The sequence below is a fragment of the Streptomyces sp. NBC_00667 genome, assembly GCF_036226825.1.
Taxonomy (GTDB): Bacteria; Actinomycetota; Actinomycetes; order Streptomycetales; family Streptomycetaceae; genus Streptomyces.
In genome coordinates this window covers 512,254-529,931 of sequence record NZ_CP109022.1, presented here as the reverse complement: position 1 = coordinate 529,931, position 17,678 = coordinate 512,254, and the positions used below count along the sequence as shown (strand labels likewise).

General features: G+C 71.6%; 16 protein-coding genes. 8 read left to right on the top strand and 8 right to left on the bottom strand.

Going from position 1 to position 17,678, the window contains the following annotated elements; all coding sequences use genetic code 11:
* Positions 1-60 precede the first annotated feature (60 nt).
* The 4 genes from OHA81_RS02615 to OHA81_RS02600 all read right to left on the bottom strand — a co-directional run bounded on the left by OHA81_RS02615 (position 61) and on the right by OHA81_RS02600 (position 6,206).
* Positions 61-2,061, bottom strand: a complete 2,001-nt coding sequence (locus OHA81_RS02615) for a PEP/pyruvate-binding domain-containing protein (protein WP_329192333.1) — start codon at positions 2,059-2,061, stop codon at positions 61-63.
* Positions 2,058-3,509 (bottom strand): ATP-grasp domain-containing protein, encoded by a 1,452-nt coding sequence (locus tag OHA81_RS02610; protein ID WP_329192331.1) that lies wholly within the window; start codon positions 3,507-3,509, stop codon positions 2,058-2,060. The genes OHA81_RS02615 and OHA81_RS02610 overlap by 4 nt, the downstream gene beginning before the upstream one ends.
* A gap of 324 nt (positions 3,510-3,833) precedes the next feature.
* A complete protein-coding gene (locus tag OHA81_RS02605) occupies positions 3,834-5,102 on the bottom strand; it encodes an APC family permease (RefSeq protein WP_329192329.1) in 1,269 nt (422 codons plus the stop codon).
* A 318-nt stretch (positions 5,103-5,420) separates the two neighbouring features.
* Entirely contained in the window at positions 5,421-6,206 is a 786-nt protein-coding gene (locus OHA81_RS02600) for an MBL fold metallo-hydrolase (protein WP_443056405.1), read from the bottom strand.
* A gap of 127 nt (positions 6,207-6,333) precedes the next feature.
* Between OHA81_RS02600 and OHA81_RS02595 the strand changes: the two genes are divergently transcribed.
* On the top strand, positions 6,334-6,942 hold the full coding sequence (locus OHA81_RS02595) for a CGNR zinc finger domain-containing protein (RefSeq protein ID WP_443056404.1): 609 nt from the start codon (positions 6,334-6,336) through the stop codon (positions 6,940-6,942).
* Positions 6,943-7,069: 127 nt separating this feature from the next.
* Here OHA81_RS02595 and OHA81_RS02590 read toward each other — a convergent pair whose 3' ends face one another.
* The gene (locus tag OHA81_RS02590) at positions 7,070-7,723 is read right to left on the bottom strand and encodes a TetR/AcrR family transcriptional regulator (protein ID WP_329192323.1); all 654 of its coding nucleotides are present in this window, start codon (positions 7,721-7,723) and stop codon (positions 7,070-7,072) included.
* An 89-nt stretch (positions 7,724-7,812) separates the two neighbouring features.
* On the opposite strand from OHA81_RS02590, the gene OHA81_RS02585 reads away from it, so the two are divergent.
* The 7 genes from OHA81_RS02585 to OHA81_RS02555 all read left to right on the top strand — a co-directional run bounded on the left by OHA81_RS02585 (position 7,813) and on the right by OHA81_RS02555 (position 13,739).
* Positions 7,813-8,226: a DUF4345 domain-containing protein gene (locus OHA81_RS02585; RefSeq protein WP_329192321.1), complete on the top strand. Its 414-nt coding sequence runs from the start codon at positions 7,813-7,815 to the stop codon at positions 8,224-8,226.
* 194 nt (positions 8,227-8,420) lie between these two features.
* Complete coding sequence (locus tag OHA81_RS02580; protein ID WP_329192319.1) at positions 8,421-8,888, top strand: MarR family winged helix-turn-helix transcriptional regulator; 468 nt, start codon at positions 8,421-8,423, stop codon at positions 8,886-8,888.
* Positions 8,889-9,040: 152 nt separating this feature from the next.
* Positions 9,041-10,132 carry a PP2C family protein-serine/threonine phosphatase gene (locus OHA81_RS02575; protein ID WP_329192317.1) on the top strand — a complete coding sequence of 364 codons (1,092 nt, stop codon included), beginning with the start codon at positions 9,041-9,043 and terminating at the stop codon, positions 10,130-10,132.
* Between the two features lie 319 nt (positions 10,133-10,451).
* Complete coding sequence (locus OHA81_RS02570; RefSeq protein ID WP_329192315.1) at positions 10,452-11,048, top strand: hypothetical protein; 597 nt, start codon at positions 10,452-10,454, stop codon at positions 11,046-11,048.
* Positions 11,049-11,205: 157 nt separating this feature from the next.
* On the top strand, positions 11,206-11,676 hold the full coding sequence (locus tag OHA81_RS02565) for a hypothetical protein (RefSeq protein ID WP_329192314.1): 471 nt from the start codon (positions 11,206-11,208) through the stop codon (positions 11,674-11,676).
* A gap of 172 nt (positions 11,677-11,848) precedes the next feature.
* Positions 11,849-12,448, top strand: a complete 600-nt coding sequence (locus tag OHA81_RS02560; RefSeq protein WP_329192312.1) for a hypothetical protein — start codon at positions 11,849-11,851, stop codon at positions 12,446-12,448.
* A gap of 265 nt (positions 12,449-12,713) precedes the next feature.
* Positions 12,714-13,739: a serine/threonine-protein kinase gene (locus tag OHA81_RS02555; protein ID WP_329192310.1), complete on the top strand. Its 1,026-nt coding sequence runs from the start codon at positions 12,714-12,716 to the stop codon at positions 13,737-13,739.
* A 103-nt stretch (positions 13,740-13,842) separates the two neighbouring features.
* Here OHA81_RS02555 and OHA81_RS02550 read toward each other — a convergent pair whose 3' ends face one another.
* The 3 genes from OHA81_RS02550 to OHA81_RS02540 form a co-directional block, all read right to left on the bottom strand.
* Entirely contained in the window at positions 13,843-14,073 is a 231-nt protein-coding gene (locus OHA81_RS02550) for a response regulator transcription factor (protein ID WP_329192308.1), read from the bottom strand.
* A 172-nt stretch (positions 14,074-14,245) separates the two neighbouring features.
* On the bottom strand, positions 14,246-16,699 hold the full coding sequence (locus OHA81_RS02545; RefSeq protein ID WP_329192306.1) for a SpoIIE family protein phosphatase: 2,454 nt from the start codon (positions 16,697-16,699) through the stop codon (positions 14,246-14,248).
* A 344-nt stretch (positions 16,700-17,043) separates the two neighbouring features.
* Positions 17,044-17,328: a hypothetical protein gene (locus OHA81_RS02540; protein WP_329192304.1), complete on the bottom strand. Its 285-nt coding sequence runs from the start codon at positions 17,326-17,328 to the stop codon at positions 17,044-17,046.
* Between the last annotated feature and the right edge of the window lie 350 nt (positions 17,329-17,678).

Genomic DNA, 17,678 nt, shown 5'->3' with positions numbered 1-17,678 from the left:
GGGAGAGGGGCATGGGCGACCTTCGGGTGGGGCGGGACGCGGGCAGGGAGTACGGACGGGTCAGGCGCTGTACGGCCGCAGTTGGAGGATGTGGAGCGCGCCTTCCGGCCCGAGCAGCCATTCGATGTCGAGCGGCCCCGCGAAGGTGTAGTCCGTGGCGAAGTGGGACTGGAGCAGGCGGCCGGCCAGCGCCAACCGGCCCAGGTGCTCCCGGGTCTCCTGCGCCAGGTCCTCGGTGGCCGCGCCCAGCGAGATGGTGCGGCCGCCGCCCTCGACCGTGTTGTACAGGTACTGCAGGGGCAGCGTCCGGCCGTCGACGACATCGGCGGTGGACCCGTGCGCGCAGTTGAGGTACACGTTGCGGAAGTCGGCCCGGTTGGTCGGGTTGCAGGTGACCATGACCCCTCCGAGCGGGGACGGTTCGTAGCGCTGGACGATCACCCCCATGTACGTGTCGTCCAGGGAGATGCCGGCCTGGTGGCGCAGCCGCACGCTGCGCGGGGAGAGCAGCGAGGCCCACACCTGGCGGATGGCGTCCAGCAGTCCCGGCAGGTCGGTGACCTTGGTGTGGGACTCGTAGATCCCGGCCGCGGAGAAGCCCGGCAGGTCCTCGGCGTTCGAGGAGGACCGCACGGCGAAGCGGCTGGTGCCCGCCAGGTGCTCGACCAACTGGGTGTCCAGGGCGCCCACGAGGTCCTCGGGCACCGGAAGGGTGCGCACCAGGTGTTGCAATTGGACGCACACCGTGTCGACGGCGTCCATCGCGTTCAGCTCCAGGGCCATCTTCAGCTTGCCGATGCTCTGCTGCACGGCCGGCGAGGAGTCCAGGAACCGCTGTTGGACGGAGAAGGGGACGGCCACGCCCGCGGGCGCCTGGACGTGCCGGGTCAGGAACTCGCCCGCGTACTGGGCGAGATCGCCGCCCTCGGGCACCTGCAGGCGGGCGGCCAGGTGACCGAGCAGGTCGGCCCGGGGCGGGCGGGGCACGGAGTAGTAGCCGGTCAGTCGGGCCGAGCCGTGGCGCAGCACGTGGTGCAGTTCCCCGAGGTTGGCCGCCTTGGTGCCGTACCGGTTGCGGTCGCCGGCGCGTAACGCGGACAGCGGCACGAGCGGTACGTCCGTCACGTGCGGCGCGTCGAGGCGGACCCGCTGCGTGTGCCACGTCGGTTCGGCGAGGTCCGACGGCTCCTCGGCGCGCTCGATGACGAACCCGTGAGCGGTGACCTCGTAGTGGACCCAGGCACCGTCCAGCTTCTCGTCGGCGATCGTGTCGAGGACCCCGCGGACGATGGCGTTGGGGATGCCCCAGCCGGCCGCCAGCATGTTGGTGTGGGACAGCGGTGTGGTGGGCAGGGCGTTGATCAGACCGGAGAGCCGCGGGATGTCGTCGGGGACCACGGGCATGGCGACGATGTCGTACCAGGTCAGGTCCGCGCGGGCGGCCAGGTACTCCTCGCCCGAGGCGAAGGCGCGGAGCCGGCCGGTGGCCGAGGCGAGCGTCAACGGCACGAAGGGCGCCGTCGCCAGGAGCGCATGACCCCGCGCCCGGGGCACCACGGTCTCCGGCACCGCCGCGAGGGCGTTCTCCTGGCCGTGGTTGGCCGGTTTCACCAGCAGTTCCAGGGACGGATCGAGGTGGGCCCGTACGAAGGCGTGGAACTCGATCAACAGGTCGGCGCCCATGGTGTCGGCCTCGGTGGTCTCCAGGACCATGAACGGCTCGCCCTGCTGCGGGCCGCCCCGGGAGTGCAGCGACAGCACGCCGAGCAGGAAGCGTCGCGCGGGGTCCTGGTAGACGTCGTGGTTGAAGCGGTCGAGTTCGGCGTCGAGCTGATCCAGGGTCATTCCCTGGATCTCGATGGCTATGTAGTTGACGTGGAAGGAGTGCACGGCGCTGTCGAGGACGTGCCACACCCCCTGGTCCCGGTCCACGACGACCTTCACGTACGGGTGTCCGCCCAGCACCCCGGCCAACTGCTCGAACAGGGGGAGCGTGAGCATGGTGTCCACGGCGGCACCCCGGGGGGACGGCGCGGGGGAGATGGTGTCGGCGTTCGTCATGCGGTGCTCCCTGGCGTCGGGCGGTCGGCGGAAACGGCGCAGGCGTCGGAGGCGTCGGTGGGAGGGGTGGACGTGCCGGACGTGGTGGACGAGTCGGCGGACGCCGCGGTGAGGGCCTTCGGCAGGGCCGCGACGATGCGGCCGCAGTCGGCCAGCAGCTCCGGCCCGGACCCGGCGCTGAGGAAGCACAGCGCGGCCATGGAATTGGCCCCTCCCGCCTCCTCGTACGGTGGGACCGGGCTGCCCGGCGGGAGGCTGTGCTCGCGCACCAGCTCCACGCGGGATCCCGGTGAGACCACGGCGTCCCAGTCGACCGCCTCGAAGTCCCAGGCCGGCAGCTCGCTCCAGGGCCGGCCCTCGGAGTCGACGGCGAGGACGACGAGGGAGCCGGCCGCGCCCTCACCCTCGGTCAGCATCCGCTCCGGGTAGGCGACGTCCCGGCCGAGCAACTGGCGCACCAGCATGCCGATCATGTCGAGCCCGAAGACGGTCTCCACCTGCCGGGTGGTCATCACCCCACCGAAGCGGGCCGCGGTCTCGATCAGCCACATGGCCCCGTCCGCGCCGAGCTTGATCTCGGTGTGGGTGGCGCAGGTGTCGAGTCCGAGCGCGTCGACGGCGGCGCGCGACACCTCCTCGATCCGGCGCTGCGCCGATTCCGGGAGGGCGGCCGGAGCCAGGCTCGCCCGCTCGGTGAAGGGCGCGACGGTCGGCATGCGTCCCGTGATGCACAGCGGGTGGTAGCGGCCGTCGGCGACGATCCCCTCCACGCTGACGTAGTCGCCCCAGCCGGCCCCCTCGAACCAGTCGGAGGCCTCTCCGGTCACGATCTCCTCCAGGAGGAAATCGCTGACGCCCTCGTCCGCGGCGTGCAGTTCCGCGTAACCCTGTGCGGAGGACGCCTCCATGACGGAGCGTCCGGTCTTCCAGGCCTCCTCGGCCTGCTGTTCGTTCCACACGGTGAGATGGGCCGTGGAACCCGCGCTCCAGGCGGCTTTCAGGAGGAGCGGAGGCCTCAGGGTCTCGAAGGCGGTCGCGATGTCCTCCGGCGTGTGGACCTCCACGAACCCCGGGACGGGCAGCCCGGCGTCACGCCAGATCCTGCGCATCAGACGCTTGTCCCGCGCCCCCGCGACCCGCTCGCCGGCGCCGCGCAGACCGAGCCGCCGGCTCGCGTGGGCGACGGCGACCACCGCGTACTCCGACAGGGTCAGCACCGCAGCGGCGCCGGCGCGGCGGGCGTGGGAGCAGATCAGATCGACCAGTTCCACCCCCTCGCCCGGCAGGGCCGTGGTGACCGACGCGCACCCGGGCAGCCACACCGACTCGGTGGTGCGGGGCAGCGGCGCGAGCGCGAGGACGTGCACTTCGGCGTGGGCGGCGATTCTCGGGACGGCGTACTCCAGAGGAGGGCCGCCCTTGGCGTAGACGAAGAGGATCGGGGTCATGGTGCTCCTGGGGTCTGGGGACACCGCGTTGCGCGACGGCGTCGTCGGCGGACGATCCGTACGCGGTGTCACCACGTGCGGACCAGGGACAGCTAGAGCACGACGGGGAACGGCGGACGTACTGGTGTACGCCTACTCGGTTGAGCGCGCGCCAAACAGCCGGACCCGCCAACCGGGGCCGGTACCAGGGAGTTTCAGCCACCCGCGGGAGGCCGGTCCGGGAGATCGGCAAGGGGTCCGGATCCGGCCTCGTGCCTACCCTCGTGGCCTGACGGGCGGTCAGGGCACTGCGGCGCGTACGGACTCGGCTAGCCGGCCGCCCCGTCAGGTGCGGGACGCGCGCGCCTTGCGGAGCCCGTAGGCGGCGGCGCCGGCCGCGATCACCGCGGCACCGCTCAGCACGGAAGCGGCGGGCAGGGCGAAAGCCAGGACCAGGCAGCCCGCGCCACCCACGACCGGCACGATCCGTGGCGGGCGTCCCTCGGCGGAAGTGAGCGTCCAGGCCGAGGCGTTGGCGAGGGCGTAGTAGACCAGGACGCCGAAGGAGGAGAAGCCGATCGCTCCGCGCAGGTCCGTGGTGGCGGCGAGGACGGCGACGACGGCGGCCACCGCGAGTTCGGCGCGGTGCGGCACCCGGAACCGCGGGTGGACGGCGGCCAGCGCGTGGGGCAGGTGCCGGTCGCGGGCCATCGCCAAAGCGGTGCGCGAGACGCCCAGGATCAGTGCCAGCAGCGAACCGGTCGCTGCGACGGCCGCCCCGGCGCGCACCACCGGTGCCAGGCCCGGGACACCGGCGTCGCGTACGGCCTCGGCGAGCGGGGCGGCTGTGTGGGCGAGCCGGTCGGGCCCGAGGACCGCGAGCACGGCGACGGCGACGGCCGCGTAGACGACCAGCGTGATACCGAGCGCCAGGGGGATGGCACGGGGGATGGTCCGCTTCGGGTCGCGCACCTCCTCGCCGAGGGTGGCGATGCGCGCGTACCCGGCGAAGGCGAAGAACAGCAGCCCGGCCGCCTGGAGCACGCCGCCGGCAGTGGCGTCCGTCCCTACGTCCAGGCGGGCCGTCTGCGCGGTGCCGCCGGTGAGGCAGGCCGTGACCACCGCGGCGAGCACCGTGAGGACGACCGCGACGATCCCGCGTGTCAGCCAGGCGGATTTCTGCACGCCGACGTAGTTCACCGCGGTCAGGGCCACCACAGCGGCGACCGCCACGGCGTGCGCCTGCCCCGGCCACACGTACCAGCCGACGGTGAGTGCCATCGCCGCACAGGAGGCGGTCTTGCCGACCACGAAGCCCCAGCCGGCCAGGTAGCCCCAGAAGTCCCCGAGCCGCTCACGGCCGTAGACGTACGTACCGCCCGACCGCGGGTAGCGCGCGGCCAGGCGGGCGGAGGAGGCGGCATTGCAGTACGCCACCACCGCGGCCAGCGCCAGACCCGGCAGCAGCCCCGACCCCGCCGCGCCCGCCGCCGGCGCGAGCGCGGCGAAGATGCCCGCCCCGATCATCGACCCGAGCCCGATCACCACCGCGTCGAACACGCCCAGGTGCCGCCGCAGTTCCCCCGCATCGGCAGATGCCCCCGCCGTACCCATCGCTCGCTCCTCCACCACGGCCCACGGCGCTCACGGTCCCGACATCGGCGCACCCTCCCCGGACCGTGCGCGGCGGGGCCGGCGCGGCTCGAAGCGCCGTCCCTCGTACGCGTGGCGGTGCGGGCGTGGCACCGGGTGCGTGCGTCCGGTCCCCGAAAGCCCGGACGAGACCTGCCTCTGCGCAAACCTACCTTCCCTGCAGTTCGCCTTGTCCGTGGCCACCCCGTCTGCCGCCCGCCGGCCCGGGCCGCAACGGCCGGACAGGCCGCCGGAGGCCGGGCGCGGTCCGGGTCTGGGCGGATCAGGGGTTCGTCGGGCTCAGGCGCGCCGGCTCCGGCCGCTGTCCAGGCGGTCGGCCAGCCCGGCGGCGCTGAACGCCGCTTCCAGTTCGGCGTGTCCCTCGGTGAAGTGGGCCCAGCTGTCGCAGTGGACGGGAACGACGCGGCGGGCACCGAGGATCCGGGTGGCTTCGGCGGCCTGGGCGCTGTCCAGGACGAGGAGTCCCCCGTCGAAGAGGACGGGGAAGCGGGGGGCTCCTGCGAAGAGGATGGCCGTGTCCACCGGGGCGAAGCGCGCGGCTGTCTCCTTGACCGCGTCGAGCGAGGCGTTGTCCCCGCTGACGTAGACGGTGGGCAGGCCCTCGCCGGTCAGGACGAAGCCGATGACCTGTCCGACGACCGGTTCGACTTCCTCGCGCGCCCCGGGTCCGTGAACAGCGGGTACGCCGGTCACGGTCACCGTGCCGCCATCGGGGCGGGGCAGCTTGATGGATTCCCAGTCGGCCAGGCCCTTGGCCTTCTCGCCGAGGCGCCGTCCGCCACCGGGGGTGGTGAGGGTGAGCGGGACGTCGGCGAGCAGGGCCCGGCCGGAGTGGTCGAGGTTGTCGGGGTGCTCGTCGTGCGAGAGCAGGACCACGTCGACGGGGCCGAGGTCGCCGGGAGCGGCGGTGGACGGGGCGGTCTTGGTCAGGTGCACGCCGGGCGCCGGGTATCCGCCGGGTCCGTCGAAGGTCGGGTCGGTCAGGAAGCGCAGGCCGCCGTACTCGAAGAGGGCGGTCGGGCCGCCGAGTACGCGGACGGGGAACTGGTCGGTCGATACGGGCACAGCAGGCACAACAGACGCAGAAGGCACAGCAGACGCAGCAGACACAGGGAAACCGACCTCACGGATAGATTCGGATGAACCGTGAGATGACCGTAGCTGTATCTCACGGATGACTGCAAGCCGTACCATGAGAGATATGAAGGAGCCCGTGATGGAAGACCCCGCCGTGCCGCCGGCCCCGGGCGAGGAAGAGCACGTGTCCCTGGCCCTCGCCAACAGCGCGGTCACGCGACCCGGCGGGCACACCACTGACCTCCTGGGGACGCCCGCACAGGCGAACCACTGGCTGACGCAGCGCGGTCTGGCCCCGCCCGACGCCGGGCTGCGGGAAATGTGCACGAGCCAGCTGCGCGCGTTCCGCGAGCACATCAGGTCGTTGCTCGCGGCCCGCGCCGCAGGGCTTCCCGCCCTCCCCGCCGCCGTCAAAGCCGTCAACGAAGCGATGACCCGCGTCCCCACCGCCCCGCTGCTGCAATGGGACGACGAAAACGGCCCCTACCGTGCGGCCGTCCACCCCACCGCCGCGATCCTCGACCATGCTCTGGCGGCCGTTGCCGCCGACGCCGCCGACCTCCTGACCTCCCCGGACGCCGAACGCCTCACCGCATGCGGCTCCGCCCCCTGCAACCGCTACCTGCTTCGCCACGGCCGCCGCCACTGGTGCTCCACCCGCTGCGGCGACCGGGCCCGCGCCGCCCGCGCCTATGCCCGCCGCACCCAGGCGGGGACGGACTGACGAGCGTTCCGCAGGGCCGACGGGTTCGGTGGTCGCTCCACCAGCCGGGGATCCGCCTTGGGCGGGCGAAATGCAGGGGCCGCCCTGTCCGCCAACGGGTTGTCCCCTGAGGCCAACGGGTTTTGCCTTATGCGTGGTGGCGCGGCGGATCGGGGGCGCCTGCGCCGGGAGGCTGTCGTGGCCAGTCCGGGGCGGGGTCCTCGGTGAGGAGCGGGCGCAGGGCGCCGAGGACCCCGCCGATGCAGACGTCGCGCAGCTGGGTGCGGGTGCAGGTCGCGTCGGTGAGCCAGTCGACGCAGAGCACCTGGACGAATACCAGCCAGCTCTTGAGGACACCGGACACGGCCTCGTGGGCGGTTTCGTCCGCGAGGGGGAGTACGGCCAGCAGTCGTGCCCGGAGTGCGTCCAGTTCGTTCGTCATGATCGTCTGGATCACCGGGTCGCCGGCGAGGACCCGGTTGGCGGCGAGGACGGCGTGCCGGTTCGCCACGAAGTAGTCGAGGTGGACGTCCAGGCCCTGGACGAGCTGCTCCACCAGGGAGTCGGCCGGGTCGAACTGCGTCTCGGTGAGCAGCTGGTCCGCCGCCTGCTGGTAGACGGCGGCGAAGAGGGCCTGCTTGCTGGGGAAGTGACGGTAGAGCAGGGCTCTGGATACACCGGCTTCTTTGGAGACGTCCTCCATCAGTACGTCGGCGTACGGATGGGCGGCGAAGAGTCGTGCGCCGACGGCGAGGAGTTGGGCGCGGCGGTCGGCGGGGGTGAGTCGCTGGCGGGGAGGCACGGCCGCAGTCTAGTTGACATGTGTCTACTACCGCGCCAATGTAGTAGACACATGTCAACCAGACTCCGTCGGCGCGGCTTGGAGGGATCGTGGCGAGGGTTTTACGCGTGCTCACGCAGCTGATGGGCTGGTCCTGCGTGGCGATCGGCCTGTTCCACGTGGCACTCGGCAATGCGGCGATCCCCGGGGCCGGTTCCGCCGGCGCGACGATCGACAGCTGGGGCCGGTTCATGGGGGCAGCCTTCGTCGGCTACGGGCTGGCCTGGCTCTGGGCCGCCAGGCAGCGCCCCGTCCCGGCCCGGGCGGTGCGGTGGCTGGCCGGCGTCTTCCTGCTGGGCGGGGTCGGCCGACTGCTCTCGCTCGCCGTGCACGGCTGGCCGCAGTGGTTCCAGATCGCGCTGGCGGTGATCGAGCTCGGCCTGCCGCCGGTCTTCTTCTGGCTGGCCGACGCGGAGGAGCAGGTCCGCAGCGGAGGCGTCGGAGCCGTGTCCGCCGGTCGGTGAAGGCTCTGAACTCCCCGGTCGGAGCTGCCCGCTTGAACTGGTGAACTGGCGGTTCGTCGTCGTTCAGCGACTCGTAGCCCCTGTCCGGAAGATCAAAAGCTTGACCTCAACAGTGCTTGAGGTCCTACGTTCTCCCCTGTGACCTGAACGCGTGCGAAGGTCCCGCAGACGAAGTAGCAGGAGGAGAACATCCCATGACGACCCAGCAGATGTCCGACGCCGAGCTCGCCGGACAGCCCGCCGCCTACTGGACCGGTGTCGCCTACGAGGCGCTCATCGCGTACACCAGGGCCCGGCAGGCCGAAAAGGGCTACACCCAGCCCCAGTTCTGGCTGCTGCGCAACCTGTCGGCGAACGACATCTCGCCCGACGGCGAGGGGATGACCCTGACCGGGCTGCGGGAGGCCATGGCCTCCTACATCCGGCTGGAGGACGACCTGGCGGCGGAGGCCGAGGCGCTCGTGGAGCGCGGCTGGCTGAGCCGGGATGCCGAGGACCGGCTGTGGCTCACCGCGGAAGGGGAACAGGCCCGCGTCGACCTCGCGCGCAACGCTCCCGCGATCCGCGCCGCTCTCCACGAGGGCATCGACGACGCGGACTACGTCACCACGGTGAAGGTGCTCCGGCAACTGATCCACAACGCCGGCGGGACGCTCGCCTGACGCGGCGGCGTCGATCCGGCCGGGGCCGCGCAGGGCCTGCGCCGGGGCGGTGGCAGGAGTCGGGCAGAACAGCCCGGGATGTTCCGGCAGGGAGGCCAGTGGGCTCCGTTCTCGGAGTGCTGTGCCCTCATTGCGCGGATATTCTGGGAAATGTGATCGAGTCTGGACGGCTGCGGCTCCGTAGGCGCCCCGGCCCGGGGAGACTTGTGCGGCTGTCGCCGGTCATCCTGACCGTCGTGATCGCCAGCTTGGCCTACGCCACTCCGCCGGAACTGGCCTTCAGCCGCCTCCTGCCCGCGGCGCCGGCCCTCGCCGCCGCCATGTGGCCGGTGCTCCCCACCGTCCTGCTCGGGACGGTCTGCCTCCTTCTCATGATCGGCCTCAGCCTCGTCTTCCCCGATCTGGGGACGTGGTGGACGGCCGCGGGGATCATCGCGGTCACCGTCGCGGCCGCGTACGGGAGCCACGTGCGGCTCCAGCGGGAGCGGACGCTCTTCCAGGTACGGCTCGTCGCCGACGCGGCGCAGCAGGTGGTGCTGAGCCCGCTGCCACGCCGTATCGGGGGCATCGAGATCGAGTCGCTGTATCTCGCGGCCGCGGCGGAGGCCCGGATCGGCGGGGACTTCTACGAGGTGGTCGACACGCCGTACGGGGTCAGGCTGCTCATCGGTGACGTGCGGGGCAAGGGCCTGCCGGCGGTCGGGGCGGCAGCGGCGATCGTGAACGCCTTCCGGGAGGCGGCCTACGGCGAGGCCGACATGGTCGACATCGCACGCAGACTGGACGCCAGCAGCGCCCGCTACAACGCCGCCTTTCCCCCCGAGGGGCCGATGGAGCGCTTCGCCACCGCCCTCCTCGTCGAGATCCCGCACGAGGGCAGCCACATCGACATCCTCAACTGCGGACACCCCCCGCCGTTGCTGCTGAACCCCGCGGGGCTCCGTGTCCTGGAGCCCGACACCCCCTCGCCCCTGCTCAGCCTCGCGGAGCTGATCGGCGACCGGTACATCGTCGACTCGTACGACTTCGCCCCCAACGACCTGCTGCTTCTCTACACCGACGGGATCGCCGAGGCCCGCGCGCGCGACGGCGAGTTCTTCCCCCTGGCAGCTTGGATGCGTCGACAGCCCCCGACTCGGCCCGGCGAACTGCTCACGGCTCTGCACCGCGATCTCCTCCACTACAGCAGAGGGCGCCTCGACGACGACATCGCCGCCATCGCCGTACGCCTCCGCGAGCCCTGAGACCGCTGGGCGTCGAGGCCGGGCAGTTCGCGCTGTAGCCCCCCGCGTCACCGGCCGGCCGAGGTCCGCTCCCACCAGGGCGACGGCGCGCGCATTTTCAGACGGTGCCGGGCGGCCTGTCAAGCCCCGACATTCCGGAACGTGACCGGGGTGTGCCGGTCGGCGCTTACTTGTGGTGCGGGCCTCACCGAGAAGGAAACGAGGCAAGACGGAAGAAACGAAATACCTCGCAGAGGATTCTTTCTCCCCTCCATGTCACCGCATTCGTCCCGGAATCCCAGGGCGGTCAGTCACCCCTCAGGACAATCAGGAGAAAGTCATGAACCGCAAGATTCGCACCAACAACGTCGCCCGTCCCAACCGCCGAGGTTTCCGCCTCGCGACGCTGGTCGCTTCGGCCGCCGTGATCACAGGAGGAATCGCCCTTCCGGCCTCCGCGGCGGTGGCCGCTCCGGTGCCGGCCCACGTGGTGGCAGCCTTCCCGACCGCCGGTGGCGCCGGTGGGGACGGGGGTGACGGCGGGGGCGGCCTCGTCGGCGGTGGCGGTGGCTCCGGCGGCTCCGGGGGCGGCAGCGTCCTGGGCGTCGGAGGCAACGGCGGCAACGGCGGCAAGGGCGGGAACGGTGTCCTCTCCGGTGGCGGCGGTGGCGGCGGCGGTGGCGGCGGCGACGGCGTGATCGGCGGCAACGGCGGCAAGGGCGGAGACGGCGGCAGCGGCCTGTTCGGCGGCAACGCCGGTGGCGGCGGTGGCGGCGGTGACGGCGTCCTGATCGGCGGCAACGGCGGCAAGGGCGGCAAGGGCGGCGACGGCGTCTTCCAGGGCGGCAACGGCGGCAAGGGCGGCAAGGGCGGCTTCGGCGGCATCCTCGGTGGCCTTGGCGGCGGCGGCGGGGCCGGCGGGCGCAGCATCTTCTGAGCCGGACCGGGTCCCGGGGGGTGGAGGCACCCGATGCCTCCACCCCCATCCCCACCACACCCCCATCCCCCGATAAGCCCCGAGCGCCAGTCCGGCGACATCCGGGGCGCAGCCCCCGCAAGCGAATACCCCGTGCGTACGGAAACGGAGAACCCCCATGTTCAGAACTACCTGGCAGCGTCCGCTCATCCTGGCGGCGGCCTCCCTGGCTCTCTTCACCGGCACGGCGTGCGCAGCGCAGGCGTCCGCGCCCCACGCCCAGGCCGGCATCAGCGTTCCGGCCGCCGCCGACCACCCCAAGCCCTGCGCCGCGTTCGGCAAGGGCGGGGAGGGTGGCGAGGGCGGAAAGGGTGGCGAGGGCGGCAAGCCCGGTCAGCCGGGTCAGCCCGGCCAGCCCGGCCGCTCGGGTTGCCTCCGGTTCGACGACCTGCCCGACAAGCCGAAGTCGAAGCTGTCGATGGTGGACAAGGTGTACATCGTCATGGTGCTCATAACCGACGACTCGGACGAGACGAAGGAGAAGATCGCCAAGAAGTACGACGTCTCCCACGACCAGCTCGACACCTGGAAGCAGGACTACCTCGACGGCGACTGGTTCGCCCTGATGGGCGCGGACGTCCCTGCCTGAACCCGCACCACGCGAGGGTGGCGGACCAAGGGCGGAAAGTCTCGGGGAGGAAATGAGGCCGGCGGGTCCAACCGCCGGCCTCCGCGTACAAAGGGCGCGTACACGGACCGCGGGCAGCGGGCGGACGGAACCGCGTCAAGGAAAAGCGATCTCTACGACAAGGATGAATGTCATGCGTGTGCGTTCTTGGAAGTTCCGTCTCGGGCTCGTCATCTCTTCGACCCTGGTCGGTGCCGGTGCGATGACGCCCGTGGCCACGGCGGCGCCCACGTACGAGCCGGCCGCTGCATCCGTCGGTCACTCCCTCGGCTCGCCGTTCGGCAGCGGTGACGGTCGCCCGAGCGGCGGCCGGTTCGCAGCCAACGGATCGGTGCTCGGCAACGTGAAACTCGGCAGCGGCAGCGTCAAGGTGGGGAACGGCAGCGTCCGCGTAGGTGACCGGATATGTGCGGGCAACTGCACGGGATCGGTGAACGGCACCAACGGCGGCAGCGGCGGGATCTGCGCCGGACTGTGCAGCGGCAGCGCCAACGGTGGCAACGGCACGAACGGCGGGCCCGGCGGCAACGGCACGAACGGCGGCAAGGGCGGTATCTGCGCCGGCGTCTGCAGCGGCAGCGCCAACGGCGGCAACGGAGGCAACGGCGGGGCCGCGCCCCCCGGTGGTGACGGCGGCGACGGCGGCCGCGGCGGCAACGGCGGCATCTGCGTCGGTACCGGCTGCGAAACCAGCGGTCAGGGCGGCCGCGGCGGCAACGGCGGCGCCGGCTGACGACCGCCGGGGGCCCCGTGTCCCGGTGGAGGCCGTGGTGCGACCGGCCTCCGTCACCCGGCACACGTGTGGATCACTGGATAGACTTCGGGTAGGCAGTTCCTCCGATGGGCGACGCTCGTGCCCGACGGCGCGAGGGCGGAGTATGCGTGCGGAGGCTGCCCACGGACCATCGAGGACGGGGTCGGCATGATCGACACCTTCACCAACGCGCACCGCGGCGGCGCCGGGCCTCGTCGGTCCGGCCGGGGGACGGGGGCGCCCGATGAGTTCGAGACCTGACCTGAGCGTCCACACGGATCGAGCCTCCGGACTGATCGGCAAACAGATCGCGGGCTACCGGGTCGACAGCATGATCGGCCGCGGGGGCATGGCCGTCGTCTACTGCGCGAAGGACCTGCGCCTGGACCGTACGGTCGCGCTCAAACTGATCGCCCCGGAACGAGCCCGCGACGACACCTTCCGGCGCCGCTTCACCCACGAGTCGCGGGTGGCGGCGCAGATCGACCACCCGCACATCGTTCCTATCTACGAAGCGGGTGAAACCGACGGCGTCCTCTACATCGCCATGCGCTACGTGGCCGGTCCGGACCTGCGGGCCTTGCTGGACCGGGACGGTCCGCTCCCCGTCGCGACCGCCCTGCGCATCGGCACCCAGGTGGCGTCCGCACTGGACGCGGCCCACGAGCACGAGCTGGTGCACCGGGACGTCAAGCCCGGCAACATCCTGGTCACCACGGGCACCGACAGCGACCATCCCGAGCACGTCTACCTCACGGACTTCGGGCTGACGAAGAGGTCACTCGCGCTCACGGGGTTCACCACCGCGGGCGAGTTCGTCGGCACGGTCGACTACATGGCGCCGGAACAGATCTCCGGCCGTCCGGTGGAAGGCAGGTGCGATCTCTACAGCCTCGCCTGTGTCGTCTACGAGTCCCTCGCGGGCGGGCCCCCCTTCGACCGGGGCGATGACGTGGTGGCGCTGCTGTGGGCCCACCAGTACGACCCACCCCCTCCCTTGACCGAAAGGCGCCCGGGGATCGCCCCCGCCGCCGATGACGTCATGGCGAAGGCCCTGGCGAAGATCCCCGAGGACCGTTACGGCTCCTGTCTGGAATTCATGGCGGCCCTGCGGGCCGCAACGGGGATCGGAGCCGGCAAGGCCGCCGAGGGTACCGAGGTGTCGTCTCCGGTGGCTTCGCGGCATCCTGCGACGGCGAAGAACACGCCGCCGCCGCAGCCTCCCCGCTGGGCGCGGCCGGTCTTCCGCCGCCTTCCGGGCACGGCGTAGTACTGCGCACGCACGAACGTCCCCGCCCGAACCCGACGGATGCGGGAGGGGACGGGGACGTGCAGGAACGGGGCCGGCGGTCGTTACCGGGAAGACCGGGGGGTCACAGACCCAGGGAGATGGCCAGGCGGGTCATCTCCGCCGTGCTGTTGATTCCCAGCTTGGCCCGGATGCGGCGGAGGTAGGCGTCGACCGTGTGCTTGGAAAGTCCCATGTGCCGGGCCGTCTGGAGGTAGGTGCACCCGGCGGCGATGTGCCGCAGCGCCTCCTGCTCCCGCGGGGCCAGGGCAGGCGTCACGGTGGGGGTCTGCGGCGTGGCGAGTGTGAGGCTCATGGGATTTCCTCCGACGGATCGGATCGGTCATCGCTGCTCACGTCCTCGGAAGCAGGGGACATATGCGTCAATGTCGCTTTTTGTCCCTACTCAAAGCGTGGCTTCGTGACGTCATGGCCGTGTCCGCCGACTGTCACAGGCGCGTCACAGGGAACCCCGAGTGCGGGTGTCCTCACAACCCGACGAGGGACTGCTCGGCCCAGATGGTCTTCCCGACGGGGGCGTGCCGGGTGCCCCAGCGCTGGGCGAGCTGCGCGACCAGCAGCAGGCCCCGCCCTCCCTCGTCGAAGATCCGGGCCCGCCGCATATGGGGGGCAGTACTGCTCGCGTCGGAGACTTCGCAGATCAGAGTGCTGTTCTCGCTCTCGTGGATCAGCCGCAGCTGGATCGGCGCCGCGCCGTAACGGATGGCATTGGTGACGAGTTCACTGACCACGAGTTCGGTGACGAAGCCGGCCTCCTCCAGCCCCCAGGCCGCCAACTGGTCGGTGGTGTACCGACGGGCCTGGGCGACGACGGAGGGGTCGGAGTCCAGGTCCCAGACGACGACCTGGTCGGCATGGAGGGCCCGGGTGCGGGAGACGAGCAGGGCGACGTCGTCCTCCGGAGGGTGGGTCAGCATGGCCGTCAGGACGCGGTCGCAGACCGTCTCCAGCGTGGAGGCGGGCCGGATGAGGGCCTCGAACATGGCGTCCAGGGCGTCGTCGATGTCATGGTCGCGGGCCCGCAGCAGACCGTCGGTGTACAGGGTGAGGATGCTGCCTTCGGGCAGCTCGACCTCGGCGGCCTCGAAGGGCAGGCCGCCCAGGCCCAGCGGCGGGCCGGCGGGCACGTCGAGGAGGTAGACGGAGCCCTCGGGGGAGACCACGACGGGCGGGGGATGACCGGCCCGGGCGACGGTGCAACGCCGGGTGACAGGGTCGTAGACCACGTACAGGCAGGTCGTACCGATGCCCCCGGCGGCCTCCGCGGAGGCGTCCTGGCCGGCCTCGTCGGCGGAGAGGTGGATGATGAGGTCGTCGAGGTAGGTGAGCAGCTCGTCGGGCGGCAGGTCGACGTCGGCCAGGGTCCGTACCGCGGTGCGCAGCCGGCCCATCGTGGCGGTGGCACGGATGCCGTGGCCGACGACATCGCCGACGACCAGGGCCACCCGCGCGCCGGACAGCGGGATCACGTCGAACCAGTCGCCGCCCACGCCGGCCCCGGTACTGGCGGGCAGGTAGCGCGAGGCGATCTCGAGTGCGGCCTGCGTCGGCATCGTGTGCGGGAGTAGGCTGCGCTGCAGCGTCATGGTGGTGGTGTGCTCCCGGGTGAACCTGCGTGCGTTGTGGATGCCGACGGCCGCTCTGGTCGTCAGCTCCTCGGCCAGCCACAGGTCCTCCGCCTGGAACGGTTCCCGGTGCTGGTGACGGCTGAAGAAGGCCAAGCCGAAGGTCATGCCGTCGGCGCGCAACGGCAGGACCATCATCGAATGGGTGCCGTCTCCGCTGATCCGGGCGGCTCCCGCGTCCTGCGCGATCCATCGGGCGATGCCCGGGTCGGCACTCCCGTAGACGGCGCCCCGTCCCGCGGCCAGACACTCCACGGGCGGTGACAGCGGCGGGTAGACGGTCGTCTCGCCCACCCCGACCTGGGCTTCCGTCATTCCGGCGAGGATCGAACGCGCGGCGGCCCGGCGTGCGGCGACGGGCCCTGCCGCCGGGCGGGAAGTCGGATCGTCCCCGCGCGGCGGTGGCTCCAGCAGGTCGACGACCGCGAAGTCCGCGAGCCGGGGGACGGCGATGTCGGCCAGTTCCTGCGCGGTCCGGGCACTGTCGGGGGTGGTACCGATGACGGGGTCCGTGTGGTCGGGCACGAGCATTTCCTGACGGTCCGCCCCGGCCTCGGCCCCGCCGGCGGTCCGGTCGTGCGCGGCCAGGTACACGGCGACGACGCGGCCGTCCGGACCCCGCAAGGGGGCCAGAGAGGTGGCCCAGCCGCGCTCCTGCGCACCCGCTCCCGCCGATCGGACGAAGGCGTTCACGTACTGCGGTTCACCCGTATCCAGCGTCAGCCGCATACTGCGCTCGGTTTCGTGGCTCACCGGATCGGGCGCGATCTCCGGCAGGCGCAACCCGCGCATCTCGGCCTCCATGAGGGAGAGCGTGCGCTCCATGCCGACGTTCGCCCGTACCAGCCGCAGCTCCGCATCGAAGATCGCCAGGATGCAGGGGGACTGGGTGAACGCCCATTCGTTCAACGCATCGTCCAAGGGCGGCCGGGGCCCGGCCGTCACGGCACACACCACGGACCATTCGGTGGACCCGCCGGTGGACGCGACGCGGTGCGCGAGCAGTCCCCGTTCCAGCCGTAGGCCGTTGCGGTGCCGCAGCGCCACGGTGCCGCTCCACCGTTCCTGCCCGGGCGGCAGCGGCCACACCGTATCGGCGGCGCCGTCGGCGAGCAGACGGGCGGCGGGCAGGCCCACTACCTCTGAGGGGGCGTAACCGAGCAGACGACGGGCACCCTCACTCCACTCGGTGACGGTGCCCTGGTCGTTGATGCCGGCCGTGGCCGAGTAAGCCGGCTCGGGGGAGGCGTCCGTCTTCTCCGGGTGCTCACCAGGAGAGGTGGGAAGTCGCTCCATCGTCGCTCATCTCGCCCTCGTTCGTTACCTGTCCGCCGGACCACGGGAACCTGCACGGGGCTCCACTGACAAGCATCATCCGGCGGGGCGACGAGCACCAACGCAGCGCGGTGACGACGGTCGCGCGCGTCGGCACGGCCGGTGACGTGAACTGCCGACGCGCCTGCGGGCCGGGCTCCCTCCGAGAGCCCGGCCCGCGGTTCCCTGCGGTGTGGATTCCTTTCCGACGTCTTTCCACGAAGCCGTTGCCGCACCAAGGCGGTCGCTCAGAGGCGGCCGACCGCGCTCCGGCCATGCCGGGCCGCTGTGCGAGGGGCGGCCCGGGCCTTCACCTGTCGTGTTCGTCAGTGGTTGTGGTGGTGGTGGCCGTGGTGGTGGTTGTGGTGGTGGTGATGGTGATGGTGGTGCCTGTGGTGGTTGTCGTGGTGGTCGTCGTCGTGGTCGTGATGCCAGTCGTGGCCCTGGACGACGCTCGCCACCGGGCCGGCGGGCATGGCGGACACCGTTGCCGCGGAGGCCGGCAGGATGGCGGCACCGGACAGCAGGGCGCCCGAGACCACGATCATCGCGAGGCGGAAGCCCCGACGGTTGGGACGGACGTCGTCAGTGAGGTGAGCGTTGCTGGTCATGAGTTTCTCCTACCGATGAATGTGCCGATATGGGGGTTGAACCAATGGACCGTCTTCAAGCGCCGATTCGGAGAAAGGGAACGTTTTCGGAGACGAATTCCGTCTTGCCGTTCTGTCCCTTTCGCTTTCCCGGCGAGGTCCGTGCTTCAAGTAGGCCCGCCCGTCCCGGCAGGGTCATGTTCCGAGGACTCGGGACTTGACGCCGTCGAAGAGCCCGGGTAAACGCGGCGTAAGCGTCACGGACGGGCCCCAGGCCCTTCCGCTGCGGGCCCACAGGGATGGCCGTACCGACCGTGCCGGAGCCGGAGCCGGAGCCGGAGCCTGAGCGGGGGGTCGCCCCGTCCCGTACC